Origin of the sequence: Parapedobacter indicus (assembly GCF_900113765.1) — a bacterium.
In the GTDB taxonomy this organism is placed as follows: Bacteria; Bacteroidota; Bacteroidia; order Sphingobacteriales; family Sphingobacteriaceae; genus Parapedobacter; species Parapedobacter indicus.
The window spans coordinates 498,031-514,719 of record NZ_FOQO01000002.1 but is presented as its reverse complement, the minus strand read 5'-3'; the positions used below and the strand labels follow the sequence as shown (position 1 = coordinate 514,719).

At 47.1% G+C, this 16,689-nt stretch carries 12 protein-coding genes; 10 read left to right on the top strand and 2 right to left on the bottom strand.

What is annotated here, in order from left to right:
* Positions 1–29 precede the first annotated feature (29 nt).
* Both rpsO and pnp read left to right on the top strand, forming a co-directional pair.
* Positions 30–308 carry a 30S ribosomal protein S15 gene (rpsO, locus tag BMZ56_RS05740; RefSeq protein ID WP_090625345.1) on the top strand — a complete coding sequence of 93 codons (279 nt, stop codon included), beginning with the start codon at positions 30–32 and terminating at the stop codon, positions 306–308.
* 238 nt (positions 309–546) lie between these two features.
* Positions 547–2,685: a polyribonucleotide nucleotidyltransferase gene (pnp, locus tag BMZ56_RS05735; RefSeq protein ID WP_090625795.1), complete on the top strand. Its 2,139-nt coding sequence runs from the start codon at positions 547–549 to the stop codon at positions 2,683–2,685.
* 111 nt (positions 2,686–2,796) lie between these two features.
* Here pnp and BMZ56_RS05730 read toward each other — a convergent pair whose 3' ends face one another.
* Complete coding sequence (locus BMZ56_RS05730; protein WP_090625342.1) at positions 2,797–5,037, bottom strand: GH92 family glycosyl hydrolase; 2,241 nt, start codon at positions 5,035–5,037, stop codon at positions 2,797–2,799.
* 180 nt (positions 5,038–5,217) lie between these two features.
* On the opposite strand from BMZ56_RS05730, the gene BMZ56_RS05725 reads away from it, so the two are divergent.
* Positions 5,218–6,237 (top strand): LacI family DNA-binding transcriptional regulator, encoded by a 1,020-nt coding sequence (locus tag BMZ56_RS05725; RefSeq protein WP_090625340.1) that lies wholly within the window; start codon positions 5,218–5,220, stop codon positions 6,235–6,237.
* Here BMZ56_RS05725 and BMZ56_RS05720 read toward each other — a convergent pair.
* Positions 6,131–6,571 (bottom strand): methionine-R-sulfoxide reductase, encoded by a 441-nt coding sequence (locus tag BMZ56_RS05720; RefSeq protein WP_394341156.1) that lies wholly within the window; start codon positions 6,569–6,571, stop codon positions 6,131–6,133. The two genes, BMZ56_RS05725 and BMZ56_RS05720, sit on opposite strands and share 107 nt — an antisense overlap.
* Before the next feature lie 435 nt (positions 6,572–7,006).
* On the opposite strand from BMZ56_RS05720, the gene BMZ56_RS05715 reads away from it, so the two are divergent.
* Genes BMZ56_RS05715 through BMZ56_RS05685 form a run of 7 tightly spaced genes read left to right on the top strand, consistent with a single transcriptional unit; the run spans position 7,007 to position 16,657 of the window.
* The gene (locus BMZ56_RS05715; protein WP_090625337.1) at positions 7,007–8,299 is read left to right on the top strand and encodes a cytochrome c3 family protein; all 1,293 of its coding nucleotides are present in this window, start codon (positions 7,007–7,009) and stop codon (positions 8,297–8,299) included.
* 44 nt (positions 8,300–8,343) lie between these two features.
* Positions 8,344–11,358, top strand: a complete 3,015-nt coding sequence (locus BMZ56_RS05710) for a TAT-variant-translocated molybdopterin oxidoreductase (protein WP_090625335.1) — start codon at positions 8,344–8,346, stop codon at positions 11,356–11,358.
* 20 nt (positions 11,359–11,378) lie between these two features.
* A complete protein-coding gene (nrfD, locus tag BMZ56_RS05705; protein WP_090625332.1) occupies positions 11,379–12,860 on the top strand; it encodes an NrfD/PsrC family molybdoenzyme membrane anchor subunit in 1,482 nt (493 codons plus the stop codon).
* Between the two features lie 2 nt (positions 12,861–12,862).
* On the top strand, positions 12,863–13,399 hold the full coding sequence (locus BMZ56_RS05700; protein ID WP_090625329.1) for a DUF3341 domain-containing protein: 537 nt from the start codon (positions 12,863–12,865) through the stop codon (positions 13,397–13,399).
* Positions 13,392–14,015: a c-type cytochrome gene (locus BMZ56_RS05695; RefSeq protein ID WP_317048181.1), complete on the top strand. Its 624-nt coding sequence runs from the start codon at positions 13,392–13,394 to the stop codon at positions 14,013–14,015. Before BMZ56_RS05700 ends, BMZ56_RS05695 begins: the two co-directional genes overlap by 8 nt.
* A 20-nt stretch (positions 14,016–14,035) precedes the next feature.
* On the top strand, positions 14,036–15,271 hold the full coding sequence (locus BMZ56_RS05690; protein ID WP_090625323.1) for a quinol:cytochrome C oxidoreductase: 1,236 nt from the start codon (positions 14,036–14,038) through the stop codon (positions 15,269–15,271).
* A 36-nt stretch (positions 15,272–15,307) separates the two neighbouring features.
* Positions 15,308–16,657, top strand: coding sequence for a cytochrome c oxidase subunit II transmembrane domain-containing protein (locus tag BMZ56_RS05685; protein WP_090625319.1), 1,350 nt, complete (start codon positions 15,308–15,310; stop codon positions 16,655–16,657).
* Positions 16,658–16,689: the final 32 nt, after the last annotated feature.

Sequence of the window (16,689 nt, the reverse complement as noted above, 5' to 3'; positions counted from 1 at the left end):
GTTTTTAACGCTTCAATATTATTCAAGTAATGTATTTAAGTAAAGAGTACAAAGCGGATATTTTCGCTGAGTTTGCCGGAGGGGCAACCAATACAGGTTCTGCCGAAGGACAGGTGGCTTTGTTCACCAAACGAATTGCTCATTTGACAGAGCATTTGAAATCAAACAGGAAAGACTTTGCTACGCAACGTTCTTTGCAGAAGCTAGTCGGTAAACGCCGTTCGCTGTTGAAATACCTTTACAACAAGGACATCGAACGCTACCGTGGCATCATCAAGGCTTTGGGCTTGCGTGATATCATAAAATAGCTTTCAGGTAAAATTTTCAAGGGAGCCATCCGCCAATAGACGGGTGGCTTTTGTATTTATTATGCTCACCTGATAAATTTGTGTTTCAAAGGTAGGTGGGCGCCCGATAAGCGCCGGTTAATAGCAGCAGTAGAAACTTGCATATGCTGCGGCGTTTATCTAATTTTGTGCCAAATTAAAAAAGTTAATATAAAATGGGTGTGTTTTAAAGATGACAGCACACCGAATGAAACAACAGATGAGTTACAACGAAATTAAAACAACAATCGATATGGGCGCAGGTCGCCAGATCGAGGTTTCTACCGGAAAATTGGCCAAACAGGCGGATGGTTCGGTGGTGGTGAAGCAGGGAAATACGATGCTGCTCGCCACAGTGGTTTCCGCCCAGGAAGCTAAGCCCGGAACGGATTTTTTGCCGTTATCGGTCGACTATCAGGAGAAATATGCCGCTGCGGGGCGTATACCAGGTGGGTTTTTGCGGCGGGAAGCGCGCCTTTCAGATTACGAAATACTTATTTCACGTTTGGTAGACCGTGCATTGCGTCCTTTATTTCCCGATGACTATCATGCGGATACGCAGGTAATGATCTCATTGATATCGGCCGACAAGGACATCATGCCCGACGCATTGGCTGGTTTGGCTGCATCTGCGGCTATTGCTGTATCAGATATTCCTTTTAACGGCCCGATTTCAGAAGTACGAGTGGCGAAAATCGACGGGCAATTGGTGATCAATCCCTTATTGAGTGAGTTGGAGCGGGCTACCCTGGAATTTATCGTCGCAGGTTCGGCGAACGACATTGTCATGGTAGAAGGAGAAGCAAAGGAAATTTCGGAAGCGGAAATGGTAGAGGCAATTGAGTTTGCGCACCAGTCCATCAAAAAGCAAGTGCAGGCCCAAGTTGAGCTGGCACAATTGGTGGGTAAAACAGCCAAACGCGAATATAACCACGAACCGGGCAATCCCGAGCTGCGCGACCGGATTTTTGCGGCTACCTATGACCAGGTGTATGCGGTGGCTAAATCGGCCTCAGCAAAGCACGAACGCAGCGAGCAATTTAAACAGATCGGCGCCACGTTTGTTGAGACGACGTTTGGCGAGGAGGAAATTGACGACGATACGGCCTTCCTGATTAAAAAATACTACCACGATGTGCAGTACGAGGCGGTGCGTAACTTGATACTGGACGAGGGGATCCGGTTGGACGGGCGGGATGTACGCACCGTGCGCCCCATATGGAGTGAGGTGGATTACCTGCCTGCGGCTCATGGCTCTGCCGTATTTACGCGCGGCGAAACGCAGTCGCTCACCTCGGTTACGTTAGGCGCGAAAGACGACGAACAGATGATCGACGGCGCATTTATTCATGGTTATAATAAGTTTATTCTTCATTATAATTTCCCTGCGTTCTCCACAGGCGAAGTACGACCTAACAGAGGTCCGGGACGCCGCGAGGTGGGACATGGTAATCTGGCTATGCGTTCATTAAAACAAGTGCTGCCCACCGGAGATGAAAATCCCTATACCATCCGCGTTGTTTCCGATATTCTGGAATCGAACGGATCGTCATCTATGGCGACGGTATGTGCCGGTGCATTGGCCCTGATGGATGCCGGCGTAAAAATCAAAGCCCCGGTATCCGGTATCGCCATGGGGTTGATTACGGATGAAAAAACTGAAAAGTACGCCATTCTTAGCGATATCCTAGGAGATGAAGACCATCTTGGTGATATGGACTTTAAGGTGACGGGAACGGAAAAAGGAATTGTTGGTTGCCAGATGGACCTTAAGATAAACGGGTTGAAATGGGAAGTACTCACACAGGCACTGGAACAGGCAAAAGAAGCCCGTTTGCATATCCTGAATGAGATGAAGAAAACCATCGCTGAACCGCGAGTTGATTATAAACCTCATGCGCCGCGTATTGTGAGCTTTACGATTGACAAGGAATTTATCGGTGCGGTGATCGGACCGGGTGGAAAAATCATTCAGGAGATGCAGCGTGAAACCGGAGCTACCATCGCAATCGATGAAGTAGATAACAAAGGCGTCGTACAGGTGTTTGCCGAAAACAAGGCTTCAATTGACGATGCCGTCCGGCGTATCAAAGCCATTGCTGCTAAACCGGAGGTGGGTGAGGTCTACGAAGGTAAGGTGAAATCGATTATGCCATTTGGTGCATTCATCGAAATCATCCCTGGCAAAGATGGATTGCTTCATATCTCTGAAATTGACTGGAAACGGTTCGAAACGATGGATGGTATCTTCAACGTAGGCGACATTGTGAAGGTGAAATTGCTGGATATAGATAAGCAGGGGAAGCTGAAACTTTCACGCAAAGTGCTGCTTCCGAAACCGGAAAAGAAGGAAGCGTAAGAAAGTAAAAGTAAAAAGTAAAAAGCCGGGCTCAATAGCGAGCCCGGCTTTTTTTATAAAAAGTAAGCCAATAATCGAGAGGCACCCGTAGTTCCTTACTTTTCATGTTCCCTAGTTTCCTCCTGGCCAAGATTCTGGTTTCCGGCCATAGCGTTTACCAGGTTTAGGTCCCATTTTGAATACCAGTTTCCCACCGTTGAGTACGTCTTCATGGCGGATATAAGTCTTTTCATAAGGCTCCCCGTTTAACGTGACCGACTGGATGTATCCGTTTTTAGCGTCCTTATCGAGTGTGCGGATCGTAAAAGACTTGTCATTCGGTAAAGCGAATATAACCTCATCGGCACAAGGACTTCCAAAGACATATTCGCCGCTTGCCGGATTAGCCGGATAAAGCCCGGCAATGCTCCATACGGCCCAGGCGCTCATTTGTCCGGCATCTTCATTGCCTGCATAACCATCTGGCCGATCGTGGTACATGGAATCCACGATTTGACGGATCCGCTCTTGGGTTTTCCAGGCTTCGCCGATGTAGCTGTATAGGTAGGCAATGTGGTGACTTGGCTCATTGCCATGTGCGTACTGGCCGATAAATCCGCTTGCATCCGGCGAAATGTTTTCGCCATGCATCTCCGACGGCGCCGCGAAAAGTTCGTCGAGCTTGCTGCTCAAGCCTTCATTGCCGCCGTATAGATGTACAAGTCCATGCACATCATGGGGCACGAAAAATGAATGCTGCCAGGCGTTTCCTTCAATGTATTGACTCTTGTCAAAATCGTGTTCGGACCAAAAGGGATCGAAGGGTTCGACAAAATGCCCCTCGCTCGTTTTGGCGCGCATGAAGCCGGTTTGGCTGTCAAACAGATGGGTATACGATTTTGCCCGGTTCATAAACGTGGCGTAGTCGGCTGTTTTACCCAGTTTCTTAGCTACTTGAGCGATGCACCAATCGTCAAATGCATATTCCAATGTAACCGTAACGCTACCTCCAGCCTTATCTTGGGGTAGATAACCGTATTCGATGTAGTCAGGTACGCCCCGGATGTCTTGATACGCACTGTGGAGCATGGCTTCGTATGCTCGTTCAGCGTTTAAGCCTGGCCAATCTTTTAAGATAGCATCGGCCAATACAGGAATGGCGTGGTATCCGGTCATGGTGTTGGTTTCCCAGGTACTTAAATCCCAGACAGGAAGCAATCCATTTTCATCATGGAAGGCCAACAGGCTATTGAGCATATCCGTATAACGCTGAGGTTGAGTAAGCGTAAAAAGGGGGTTAAGTGCCCGGAAGGTGTCCCAAAGGGAAAAGAGGGTGTACCGGTTAGCGCCGTTGGGCATGGTTCGTAGCTCACCGTTAGCATTTTGGTAGGTGCCATCGGCATCTGAATAAAGGGTAGGGGCTATGGCCGTGTGATACAATGCGGTGTAAAAGACGCGTTTTAAGCGATTATCCGCCGTGGTGATTTTAATCTTTTGCAATTCTTTTTCCCATTTGTCTTCGGCCGCTTTCCGGACGTCCCTGAAATTCCACGAAGGAATCTCACGTAACGCGTTCACTGCTTTATCATAGCTGGTCATGGATAAAGCGACCTTCATTTCAATTGTTCGGTGGGTATTACCGTCAAAGAAAAGCTGGACAGACGCCCCCTTCCCTTTGTCGTAGGTTTCTACCATATCGCTCATATCGGAGGCCGACTGACCGTCGTTGAGAATGCTTCGCACAATGGGCGCAGAGGTGCGGGCTGCAAAATACACCTTTTGTACCTTGGCCCATCCGGTAGAATACCGGTATCCAACCAGCGTACTGTCATTCAGTATGCTGACGTGTGTTTCGGTAGGATTATCCCAATTGACATGAAAAGCGAGGTCAAAGCGGATGATGGGTGTACTTCCCTGCGGATAGGTATACCGGTGGTAGCCGCATCGCTCAGTGGTCGTCAGTTCCGCATTGACACCATTACTCAGCAGGACCTGGTAGTAACCGGGAGCAGCCTGTTCGTTGTCGTGGCTGAAGCGCATCGTCAATCGCTGTACCGTGTCATCAAGCGGTGCAGTCAAGGGCAATACGGAAATGTCCAGCCAGTCACCGATGCCGGTGCCGCTTAAATGCATATGGCTGAATCCGACAATAAGGCTATCGCTGTAGTGATAGCCGCTGCACCAATCCCAGCCTGCGCGGCCATTGTCAGGGCTGAGCTGTACCATGCCGAAAGGGACGGTGGCACCGGGGAAAGTATGGCCGTGACCACCCGTACCAATGAACGGATCTACATAGGAAATTAGCGAATCTTGAGCCTGTACGGACAAGGTGAAACCGAGTAGAACGGCCAAAGTGCTTAAACGCATTAGCATGATTAATTTATTAGAGTTATTCGTGTAATTTGCAGTAAAGCTAATTTATTATTTCAGCTTCACCAAAAAAATCCCTACGTTTGTCGCTGTGCTAAACATAAAGCTGCTTTTGCTAAAATTTAAGGTCGGAGAGCTACTAGCTAATAGTCAAAAACCGATAGCTAATGGCCAAAACTAATTATGAAAAAAAAGATACTCATCAGTGACATTGCAAGGGATTTGGGTGTATCGGTTACAACCGTATCCTTCATCCTCAACGGCAAAGCCAAGGAAAAGCGGATCAGCGACGGGCTGACTAAGCGTGTACTGGATTATGTGAAAAAGGTAGGGTATAAGCCCAACGAGTTAGCAAAGAGCTTACGAACCGGGAAAACCAAGATTATCGGGTTGGTTATTGAAGATATTTCGAATCCATTTTTCGCTAACATCGCCCGGCTGATTGAAGCGAAGGCATATAGCAAAGGCTATCGGATTTTATATTGCAGCACCGACAATCAGCCGGAAAAAACCGTCGAGCTGATTGAACTGTTCCGCGATCGCCATGTTGATGGATATATTATTACACCTTCAGAGGGCGTGCGCGATACCATTGATTCGTTGCTCAACAGTCACTTACCTTTGGTATTGTTTGATCGGTATATTCCAGGGTTGAATGCAAATTATGTGATTTCGGATAATGTGAAGGGGGCCTACGACGCAACAGCACACCTTGCTCAACGAGGGTATAAGCGGATTGCACTGGTTACCCTCTATTCTTCACAAACTCAGATGCGGGATCGTATGAACGGTTACATGCGGGCTATCGATACCTATCAATTGCAGCCTTATGTCAAAAAAGTGAATATGGAAGACGACGAACAGGCTGCAATTCAGGGCATGAGAGCTTTTTTGAAAGATCAGCAGCCCGATGCCATTTTTTTTGCTACCAATTACTTGGCTATCACAGGGCTAAAAGCACTTAAGCAGCGTGATTTGCTCATGCCTGCTGTTGTTTCTTACGATGACCACACGCTTTTTAAGCTGTTTACGCCGACCATTACGGCGGTGTCTCAACCTATAGAGGCCATTGCAGATCAGTTGATCAACACCTTGCTCAATCAGCTCGACGGCCACGGGAAGGAAACGAAACAGGTGGTGTTGCCTTCCGAGCTGATTGTTCGGGAGTCTTCATTGGGACAAACTTCAACGAAAGAGAATTGACACAATGACGTGTGTTTTTGGCGGTAAACCGCTCGCCAAGGAATACATGCCCTAAGTGTCCGCTGCAATTGGCACAAATGATTTCCGTACGCCGCCCGTCGGGATCTGGCACACGCCTGATAGCGCCTTTGATTTCATCGTCAAAACTCGGCCAACCGCAATGAGATTCAAATTTGTCTTCGGAACGGAAAAGCGGTGTGTCACACCGTTTGCATACATAAATACCCTGTGATTTATTCGTTAGCAATGCTCCGGTAAAAGGCCTTTCGGTACCCTTATGGATGATCACATACGCTTCTTCAGATGTCAATTCATTGTATTTTATGGTATCCATCATCGTCGTCTCCTCCCAGGTTGTCAGCAACCGGTCTATGCCAATTATACACAAAAACTTGAAAAAAGTTTTGCAAAGAACTTTAAAATCATACGAATTGATTTGGGTAAGAAAATCCGGTCTTAAAACCAGACAGAGAAGGGAAACTTCTTGTCAGCCTATTCTATTTTAAAAATTAAATGTCAAAAAACAAAATTTTAAAATCCAATTTGAGAGAACTTAACCAATCGGTATTTGTCATAAAATACGCTATACGTACTAGAATCGCAGCTTTTTTTCAATTTAGAACGGTTATAAATTATTAAATTCAGTCATCCAATTGTCACCGATACGCCAATAAGTTATACTTTTGTGGCATTATTAAGAGGGTGTAGTTCCATTGATTCATAGGACCCAATTTTTTACGTTTATCATAATTTGTATAAAGTGCTCAATATGAGAAATATCTCATTAGTTTTTGGAAGAGTTGTCAGGCCAATATCCGTTGCGTTGGTATTGCTGCTTGCGGTTTCTTCGTTGCAGGCTCAGGATGCGAAAGAAGGGGAGACGATTTTTAAGGCAAATTGTTCTTCTTGCCACAAGGTGTTCGGTAAATTCTTAGGGCCTGAATTGGCAGGGGTAAGCGAGCGGCATGATGAGGCTTGGTTGTTGAAATGGATTCATAACGCGCCTGCGATGATTGCTTCGGGTGATCCAGCAGCTTTGGAGTTGGATGCTCAGTTTCCTTCGGCTGCCATGACGGCTTTTCCTCAGCTTCAGGAAGGCCAGATAAAAAGCATTTTAGCCTATATCAAATCAGAGGAGGAGAAGAAAGCCGCAGGTGACGCTGCCGGCGGAGCAACCGGTGGCAATGGTGGTGCAGCGGCTGCAGCTAGCGGTGATGCAAACAACTTCATGATCATCGGGTTGGTGGCTGTGATCGTGCTGGCGTTCGCGGTAATTCTCGTGCTGAATCGGGTAATCCGGACGTTGGAACGTGTCATAGCAACCAATAAGGAACTGATTCCGGAACCTGAGGCTACCGAGACACCTGGCAAAGACTACTTAGGTAAGTTAAAGAAATTGGCGAAGAACAAAAAGTTGGTTTTCTTTGCCGTGCTGATGGTTGCTGTTTTCTTGGGCTCTGCGGGGTGGAAGACGCTTTGGAATGTAGGCGTACATGAAGGATATAAACCGGTACAGCCTATTAAATTCTCTCACCAGTTGCATGCGGGTGTTAACCAGATTGAATGCCAGTATTGCCACGGAGGAGCTTTTAAATCGAAAAATGCTTCAATACCTTCGGCCAATGTATGTATGAATTGCCATAAGGCCATAACGGCCAGCGATAAATACGATGGCGAGTTGTCGCCAGAAATCGCGAAGATTTATCGCGCCTTGGATTATGACCCTGAAACGATGGAATATGGCCCGAACCAACGCCCCATCGAATGGGTACGTATCCACAACCTGCCGGATTTTGCTTACTTCAACCATTCGCAGCACGTGGTAGTGGCGGGTGTAGAGTGCCAAACCTGCCATGGACCCATCGAGACGATGGCAGAAGTATATCAATATTCGCCGCTTACGATGAGTTGGTGTATCGATTGCCACAAAAAAACAGAGGTAAACCACGAAGGGAATGCCTATTACGACCAGTTGATCGCTGCCCATGAAAAACTGAAGAAAGGCGAGAAGGTTACGGCAGCCATGTTGGGTGGGCTGGAATGTGGTAAATGCCATTATTAATAAATACGTTATACAGACATACGCAATACTTAGATATAGCTTAAATGGATAGCAACAAGAAATATTGGAAGGGTTTGGAAGAATTGCAACAGACACCGGCTTTTGTCGAAAAAAGCAAGGGTGAATTTTCCGAATCGATTCCCGTAGAAGATGTTTTGAGTGAAGCTGGCTTGAGTACAAGGACTCCCCGCCGGGATTTCCTGAAAGCGTTGGGTTTTGGCTTGGGGGCCGTTACACTGGCGGCTTGCGAGCGCACACCTGCACACAAAGCGATCCCTTACCTGATTAAACCGGAGGAAATAACACCGGGCGTTCCCAATTTTTATGCGTCCAGTTTCAAAGGACAAAGTGTTTTGGTGCGGACGCGCGAAGGCCGTCCCATCCTGTTGGAGGCTAACCCTTCTGCGGTGGGCTTAAACTGCGGTACCGATGCGTCGGCTCAGGCTTCTATACTGGATCTTTACGATACTTCGAAATTGAAGGCGCCTAAATTCAAGGGGGCAGATATTTCATGGGATGAGTTGGATACCCACGTGGTAACCGCATTGGATGCGGCAAAAGCGGCCGGAAAGCAGATTCGCATCGTTTCGTCAACGATAAACAGTCCGTCGACGATTGCAGCGATTGCGCGTTTCACCGAAAAATACCCGACTGCACGCTTGGTTGAAGTGGAGGCGGTTTCCTACAGTGGTATTCTCAAAGCCAATCAAAATAGCTTTGGTAAATCGGTTGTGCCATATTATCGTTTTGATAATGCAGACGTCATCGTCAGCGTGGCAGCGGATTTTCTGGGTACTTGGCTTAGCGGCGAAGAACATACTCAGCAATACATCAGCAACCGAGATTACAAGAGCCTTCAAAAAGGTAAGATGTCACGCCACATTCAATTTGAAGGTGGGATGAGCCTTACCGGTACGAATGCGGATGTGCGCGTGGCGATTAAGCCATCGGAAGAAGGTCCCTTACTGATCGCACTGTACAACGCCATTACCGGAAGTAACTTGCCCGGCGCGCTAAGCTCCAATCAGAAGGCGCAAACTGCTTTGAAGCTCGTGGCACAGGAACTGCAACAGGCGCGTGGTCGTGCAGTGGTTGTGGCGGGCTCTAATGAAGTCGCTATACAAACGTTGACTAATGCCATTAATGTGGCGTTGCAAAGCTATGGCAGTACGATCGATTTGGATAATCCTTCCTATCAGTATAAAGGTGACGACGAAGCATTTGCTTCGTTTTTGGCGGAAGCAAACCGGGGCGATGTGGATGTGGCATTCTTTTGGGAAAGCAATCCCCTGTACAATTACCCGAATCAGGAAGCAGTGAAAGCTGCATTGAGTAAGATTAAGTTCAAACTATCATTTTCCGACCGCGAGGACGAAACGGCCTCGGAGCTGGATGCCATTGCACCGAACCATAATTTTCTGGAATCTTGGGGCGATGCCCATCCACGTGGAGGTTACTATACCATCGTACAGCCGACCATTAATCCGGTATACAACACCCGCCAAGTGGAGCACAGCTTACTGTTGTGGGCGGGCGAGAAGACCGACTATTATACGTTTGTAAAGAACAATTGGGAACAACAGCTTCTCGTTGGCAGTAGCAAAACGTGGAAAGATGTATTGCAGACAGGATTCGAATACAAAGGCGATCAGCCGGCTACTACGTATAGCTTTGATTTTTCTACACTGGGTGCGGTAGCCAATACCCTAGCTTCCCATAGCAAAGCGTTGGCTAAGGACGTAGAGGTTCAATTGTACCAAAGTATCGCCCTTAAGGATGGTAAACAAGGTAATAATGCGTACTTGCATGAGTTGCCGGATCCAGTGTCCAAAGTGACCTGGGACAATTATGCGGCGTTGAATCCGAAGTTTGCGGAGTCACTTGGTTTGGGCGAAAATAGCTTAGTAGAGGTGGCTGATGATAGCGGTTATAAAGTAACGCTCCCGGTGTTGATGCAACCCGGGCAGGCGATGGGAACCGTTTCAATTGCGCTGGGGTATGGCCGTACGAAAGTTGGGAAAGCGGGAAATAACGTCGGAAAAAACGCTTATCCCTTTGTGAAGTTGGTAAATGGCACCCTGCAGTTCAATACGACTGCCAAGCTGACCAAGGCGAGTGGTAATTATGAATTAGCACAAACCCAAACCCACCATACCATAGAAGGACGTAATATCATCCGCGAGACATCCTTTGCGAAGTACAAGGAAAATCCGGGGCATAATGCCGGAAGTTGGACGGATTCACACAAGACGTACGATCTGTGGAATAAATACGAGCAACCAGGTCACAAATGGGTGATGGCGATCGATTTGAATGCCTGTACCGGATGCGGTTCCTGTATTGTTGCCTGCAACGTCGAAAATAACATTCCTGTCGTCGGCCGCGATGAGGTACGCCGCCGCCGCGAGATGCATTGGATGCGGATTGACCGCTATTATGCGATCGAACAAGGAGGGGAATCGTTTACCGAAGAGGACGAAATCAGACACCTGGACGACATGGAAAATGTGTCCGTGGTGCATCAACCCATGATGTGCCAGCATTGTGAGCACGCTCCCTGCGAGACGGTTTGCCCGGTACTGGCTACGGTTCACTCCTCTGAGGGGCTGAATCACATGGCGTACAATCGTTGTTTCGGTACCCGTTATTGTGCAAATAACTGCCCCTATAAAGTGCGCCGCTTCAACTGGTTCAACTATTGGAACGACTCACGGTTCGATAATTACCTGAACAATGAGTTTACCCAACTGGTGTTAAATCCGGATGTGGTTTCCCGTTCACGGGGTGTGATGGAGAAATGCTCAATGTGTATCCAGCGTATCCAAGCGGGTAAGTTGAAAGCCAAGATCGAAAAGCGGACGTTGAAAGACGGGGACATTAAGTTAGCTTGCAGCTCGGCATGCTCCGCCAACGCCATCATCTTTGGCGATGCCAATGATCCAAATTCCGAAGTGTCTAAGGCGCTGAAGAATGAACGGGTGTACTATGTATTGGAGGAAATCAATGTGCAGCCAGGTATCGGTTACATGACGAAGGTGAGAAATACGTATGAGGCTTAATCATTTTGAATTAATAGACTATGTCATCGCATAACGAATCAATATTAAGAGAACCCCTGATAACCGGCAAGGATATTACCTATGCCAAAATAACCGATGATATTCTGCTTCCGGTAGAAAACAAACCCAATAGAGCTTGGTGGATCGGATTTATTTTGGCGGCGTTAGGTGCGTTGTTGTGGGTGTTTAGTGTAGGGTATACATTCTGGACGGGTATCGGAGCATGGGGGCTTAACAAAACGGTAGGTTGGGCATGGGATATCACCGACTTTGTATGGTGGGTAGGTATTGGACACGCGGGTACGCTGATTTCGGCCGTCTTATTGATTTTTCGTCAGAACTGGCGGAATTCAATTAACCGTTCGGCTGAGGCAATGACCATTTTTGCGGTGATTTGTGCAGCCACTTATGTAGTAGCCCACATGGGGCGCCCCTGGTTGGCTTATTGGATTTTTCCATTGCCCAATCAATTCGGGTCATTGTGGGTAAACTTCAACTCGCCACTGGTATGGGATGCATTTGCAATCTCCACGTATTTTACGGTATCCCTTGTTTTCTGGTACTGCGGACTATTGCCGGATATTGCATCCGTACGGGATCGGGCCGCTGGCTTAAAACGGAGAATTTATTCGATTATGTCATTTGGTTGGAATGGATCCGTAAAGACATGGCAGCGATTTGAGATCGTTTCCCTGATATTGGCAGGTATATCTACTCCGCTGGTTCTCTCGGTTCACACGATCGTATCCATGGACTTTGCAACTTCCGTAATTCCGGGGTGGCACACGACGATCTTCCCTCCTTACTTTGTTGCCGGAGCTATTTTTTCGGGATTTGCCATGGTACAAACGCTGCTGTTGGTGATGCGCAAAGTGATGAACTTTGAGAATTACATTACGATGTTCCACATCGAGTCCATGAATAAAATCATCATGGCTACGGGATCTATCGTAGGAATCGCTTATTTGACCGAGTTGTTCATTGCCTGGTATTCCGGATCCGAATACGAGATGTATGCTTTTGCCAACCGGATTGCCGGACCTTACTGGTGGGCGTACTGGACGATGATGACCTGTAACGTGATTTCTCCGCAGTTATTCTGGTTCAAGAAAATCCGCACAAGCATTCCGATTTCATGGGTGTTATCCATCGTGGTAAATATCGGGATGTGGTTCGAACGGTTTGTGATCATCGTTACCTCGCTACATCGCGATTACCTTCCTTCGAGCTGGGCCATGTTTTATCCTACGTGGACGGATGTCGGGGTGTTCGTTGGGTCTGTTGGCTTATTTTTCACGATGTTCCTGCTTTTCATCCGGTTTTTACCGGGTATCGCGATAGCCGAGGTAAAATTGTTGTTGAAGAGTGCGAGTTTACAGCAAAAGTCTAAGTTGATCAAAGAAGGTCATTTGGATAAGGGACAGGTGGAGTTCTTTACAAACAGCCTGACGAAATTCGATTCGGTGACGGAAGAGGAAATCAAGGAATTAGAAACCAAGTAGCAATGAGTAATTTCAAATATATCATCGGAAGTTTTGCGGATCCAGACGAATTGATGGACGGGATCGATAGGCTGCAAGCCAATAACGTTAGCATTTATGACTGTTTTACGCCGATGCCCATTCACGGTATTGAAGCCAAGTTGGGCGTAAAACCTTCCAGACTTCCCATTGCCGCATTTTGCTTTGGGTTGCTAGGAGGGACATTGGGATTCAGTCTCCTTTATTATACGATGTTTTATGATTGGCCAATGAATATCGGAGGTAAACCGGCGTTGCCCTTGCCGGATTTTGTGCCTGTGACATTTGAATGTACCATTCTGATCACAGCACTGGGAATGGTGGCAACCTTTTTTTATCGCAATCACCTGTTTCCCGGGCGTGCGCCCCGAGTAATGGATTTGCGCGCTACCGATGATCGGTTTATTCTCGCTGTTGATGCAAATGACAACGCCGACCACCTGAAGATCGAAACACTATTGAAAGAAGCGGGCGCTGTGGAAGTGAAGTACAATGAACGAAAATATGTTAGTTATGAATAAGATAAAACTTCTTAGCGCTGTAGGCACGGCGGTTGCGATTGCGGTCGTCGCGGCTTCGTGCGGTGATCAGACCACACGCAGTACGGGCTGGGAGTTTTCGCGCAATATGTATGACCCTATTGGTTATAACCCCGATCAGCCGAATGCAAATTTTAAGGACGGAAAGACGGCTCAGATACCGCCCGCCGGTACGACTCCGGTTGGATTCGAGCGGTTTCCTTATTCCGCGAGCAACGAAGATTATGAACGTGCAGGTGTCGAACTGGTAAATCCGCTTGTGCATACAGCGGAGAACCTTGAGCAAGGAAAAGCACTGTATCAGGTTTACTGCGCGGTATGCCACGGGCCTGAAGGGCATGGAGATGGCTCGATAACCAAAGACCGGACGTTGGAAGCTGAGTCGCGGCAACTTGAAAACTTTCCTCCGCCTCCTTCTTATGCGAGGTCCGATTCGATTAATTCATCACGTGGCGGGCGAATGGCTGATCTTACCGATGGCAAGATTTACCATACAATCACGTACGGGTTGAACATGATGGGGTCCCATGCATCGCAGCTGTCGCCCGAAGAACGTTGGAAAGTGGTTATGTATGTTAGGGAATTACAAAAGAATTAATATTATATCAGCTATATTAAATGGGAAATCATAGTCATCATCACGATTATAACTTCAGCGAGCAGTTTACGTTTACGGGGAAAGCACGGGCATTGAGCTTGGTTGCGGTAGCCGTAGGCATAGTGGCGGTCGCCATCGGCTTGCTTTCCAGCAACCACATCATCGTGGAGCGGACCTACGCAAACCTATTGCTGATGGGGTATTATTTTACAGGCGTGTGTGCTGCAGGTGGTTGTTTCCTGGCATTGGTCTTTGTTACCCAAGCCGGTTGGCCATCGGGTTTGATACGGATCCCGCAGGCAATGGCTTATGTATTGCCTGTTGCCTCATTGGTGTTGCTTGTTATTATTATAGGTGGATTATTTTCACATAACCTGTATCACCATTGGTTTGGCGAAGGACTTACTGACCCCAACAGCCCCAATTATGATGCGCTGATAGCTGGTAAATCAGCATTCCTAAACGCTCCTGGATTTTTGTTTAGGCAGGTTGCTTTTATGGGTGCTTATAGCATTTGCGCATGGCTTTTGGCCCGGTTTTCGTACCGTGAGGATTTAGAAGGCGGTCTCAATTCCTACAAGAAAAGCTTCAAAGTAGCTGCGATATTTTTGGTTATTTTTGGGTTTACGTCGCCTATCTGGATTTTCGATACCATTATGTCGTTGGAAGCCCATTGGTTTTCCACCATGTTCGGCTGGTATAATTTTGCTGCTATATTTGTCAGTGGCCTCTGTGTGATTACACTTATGGTAATTTTGCTGAAAAGAGCAGGTTATTTGAACTGGGTTAACGAAAACCACTTGCACGATCTTGGTAAATTGATTTTCGGCTTTTCCATTTTCTGGACGTATGTTTGGTTCGCTCAGTTTATGTTAACTTGGTACGCCAATATACCCGAAGAATCCGTTTACTTTTATAAGCGTTGGGAGCCGGAATATAAGCCTTGGTTTTGGTTAAGTGTTGCGATTAATTTTGTAGTGCCTGTTTTGGTGTTAGTGAATAGGGACTATGTGCGCAACCCTAAGGTGCTTGGGGCCGTATGTGTTGTATTGCTTCTTGGCCATTGGCTTGACTTTTACATTATGGTGATGCCGGGCACGGTAGAGACCCATCGTGGATTCGGTTGGATTGAGATAGGTACAGCACTTGGCTTTGTAGGATTGTTTGCGTTTCTGGTGTTGAACAAATTGAGCAAGCATGCATTGGTTCCCAGTAAACATCCTTTCCTCGAAGAGAGTTTGCACCATCAGATTTGAGTAATATTAAAACACGGATAATCGTTATAAATAGAAATGGGCTTTATAAAAAGTAGCAAGTTAAAAACAGTTTGGATACTGGCATTCGTTGTGGGAATTGCGCTGGTTGGTCGGGCTTTTGCTCAGGAGACGGATACCACTGCAACGCAAACCGTAGATACTGCGACTGCGGTAGCGGATACTGCGACTGCAGCGGATACAGCCGGCGACGTTGCGCCGGTCTCGCCAGACACTGTGACCGCCGCTGTACCTGCGGCTAAAGCAGACAAACCTGCAGCCGCCGCTGCGGAAGACGCAGGTCCGAACATTGATCCGCAGGTGTATAAGAACTTCTTCTATGGGTTGTTGCTGGTCTTTTTGATCTGTGTGCTGGTGGGAGTAATCGGAAAGATTATTCAAGTGTATGAGTTGACGAGACGGATGAACGGAAAAGATACCACCTATTATCTGTATAACTTCAATGCCGTATTGTTTCTGGTTGCATTAGTACTGGGATTATACGGTGTGTATTGGTCGTATGTTCATCACGGAGGACAATCGTTCCGGGCTGCGGTCACAGAGCACGGTCAGCAGATTGATACCATGTTTATCATCACAACGATCATCTGTACGATCGTATTGGTGGTTATGCACATAGGCTTATTTTCGTTCGCCTATATATATCGTGCGCGGCCTACTCGTAAGGCGTACTTTTATCCGCATAATAATACGATTGAGAAGATATGGACCATTACACCTGCAATTGTGTTGACGATTTTGGTGTTGTTTGGGTTTTTCACGTGGCGGGGCATTACGAATGTGCCGGAAGAGGATCAGAAAAATGCGCTCCATATCGAAGTTGTAGGCGAACAGTTCACTTGGACAGTCCGTTATCCGGGACGGGACGGTCAGCTTGGCGAACGTAATTATCGGTTGACAACGCCATTGAACGGATTGGGAATGGATTTCAACGATAAAAAGAATTGGGATGACCAGTTGGGATCTGAAATCGTATTACCGGTAAATAAGCCCGTACGGGTGCAGATCGGGTCAAAAGATATTTTACATAGCTTTTATATGCCGGATTTCCGGGTACAGATGAATGCGGTACCGGGTATGAAGACATATTTCCAGTTTACACCGACCGTCACCACAGAAGAGATGCGCGACCGGTTGGGTGACTATAAATACGATTTTGTAATGCTCTGCGCCAAAATATGTGGCGGTGGACACTACAATATGCAAAAGAAAGTGCGGATTGTAACGGAAGAGGAATATCAGGCCTGGCTTAATGAACAACCTTATTTCTTTACAGAAGATTTAAGGAAAGAATTTAAAATGTCTCAGGCAACACAGACAGCGGACGAGCCGGCGCAGGAGAGATTGTTGGCTAACGTACATGAATAGGGACTGAAGAATAACGTATTTAATACACAGAT

Coding starts and splice junctions, on each gene's coding strand:
- rpsO (WP_090625345.1), top strand. CDS start 30: ATGTATTTAAGTAAAGAGTACAAAGCGGATATTTTCGCTGAGTTTGCC.
- pnp (WP_090625795.1), top strand. CDS start 547: ATGAGTTACAACGAAATTAAAACAACAATCGATATGGGCGCAGGTCGC.
- BMZ56_RS05730 (WP_090625342.1), bottom strand. CDS start 5,037: ATGCTAATGCGTTTAAGCACTTTGGCCGTTCTACTCGGTTTCACCTTG.
- BMZ56_RS05725 (WP_090625340.1), top strand. CDS start 5,218: ATGAAAAAAAAGATACTCATCAGTGACATTGCAAGGGATTTGGGTGTA.
- BMZ56_RS05720 (WP_394341156.1), bottom strand. CDS start 6,571: ATGGATACCATAAAATACAATGAATTGACATCTGAAGAAGCGTATGTG.
- BMZ56_RS05715 (WP_090625337.1), top strand. CDS start 7,007: ATGAGAAATATCTCATTAGTTTTTGGAAGAGTTGTCAGGCCAATATCC.
- BMZ56_RS05710 (WP_090625335.1), top strand. CDS start 8,344: ATGGATAGCAACAAGAAATATTGGAAGGGTTTGGAAGAATTGCAACAG.
- nrfD (WP_090625332.1), top strand. CDS start 11,379: ATGTCATCGCATAACGAATCAATATTAAGAGAACCCCTGATAACCGGC.
- BMZ56_RS05700 (WP_090625329.1), top strand. CDS start 12,863: ATGAGTAATTTCAAATATATCATCGGAAGTTTTGCGGATCCAGACGAA.
- BMZ56_RS05695 (WP_317048181.1), top strand. CDS start 13,392: ATGAATAAGATAAAACTTCTTAGCGCTGTAGGCACGGCGGTTGCGATT.
- BMZ56_RS05690 (WP_090625323.1), top strand. CDS start 14,036: ATGGGAAATCATAGTCATCATCACGATTATAACTTCAGCGAGCAGTTT.
- BMZ56_RS05685 (WP_090625319.1), top strand. CDS start 15,308: ATGGGCTTTATAAAAAGTAGCAAGTTAAAAACAGTTTGGATACTGGCA.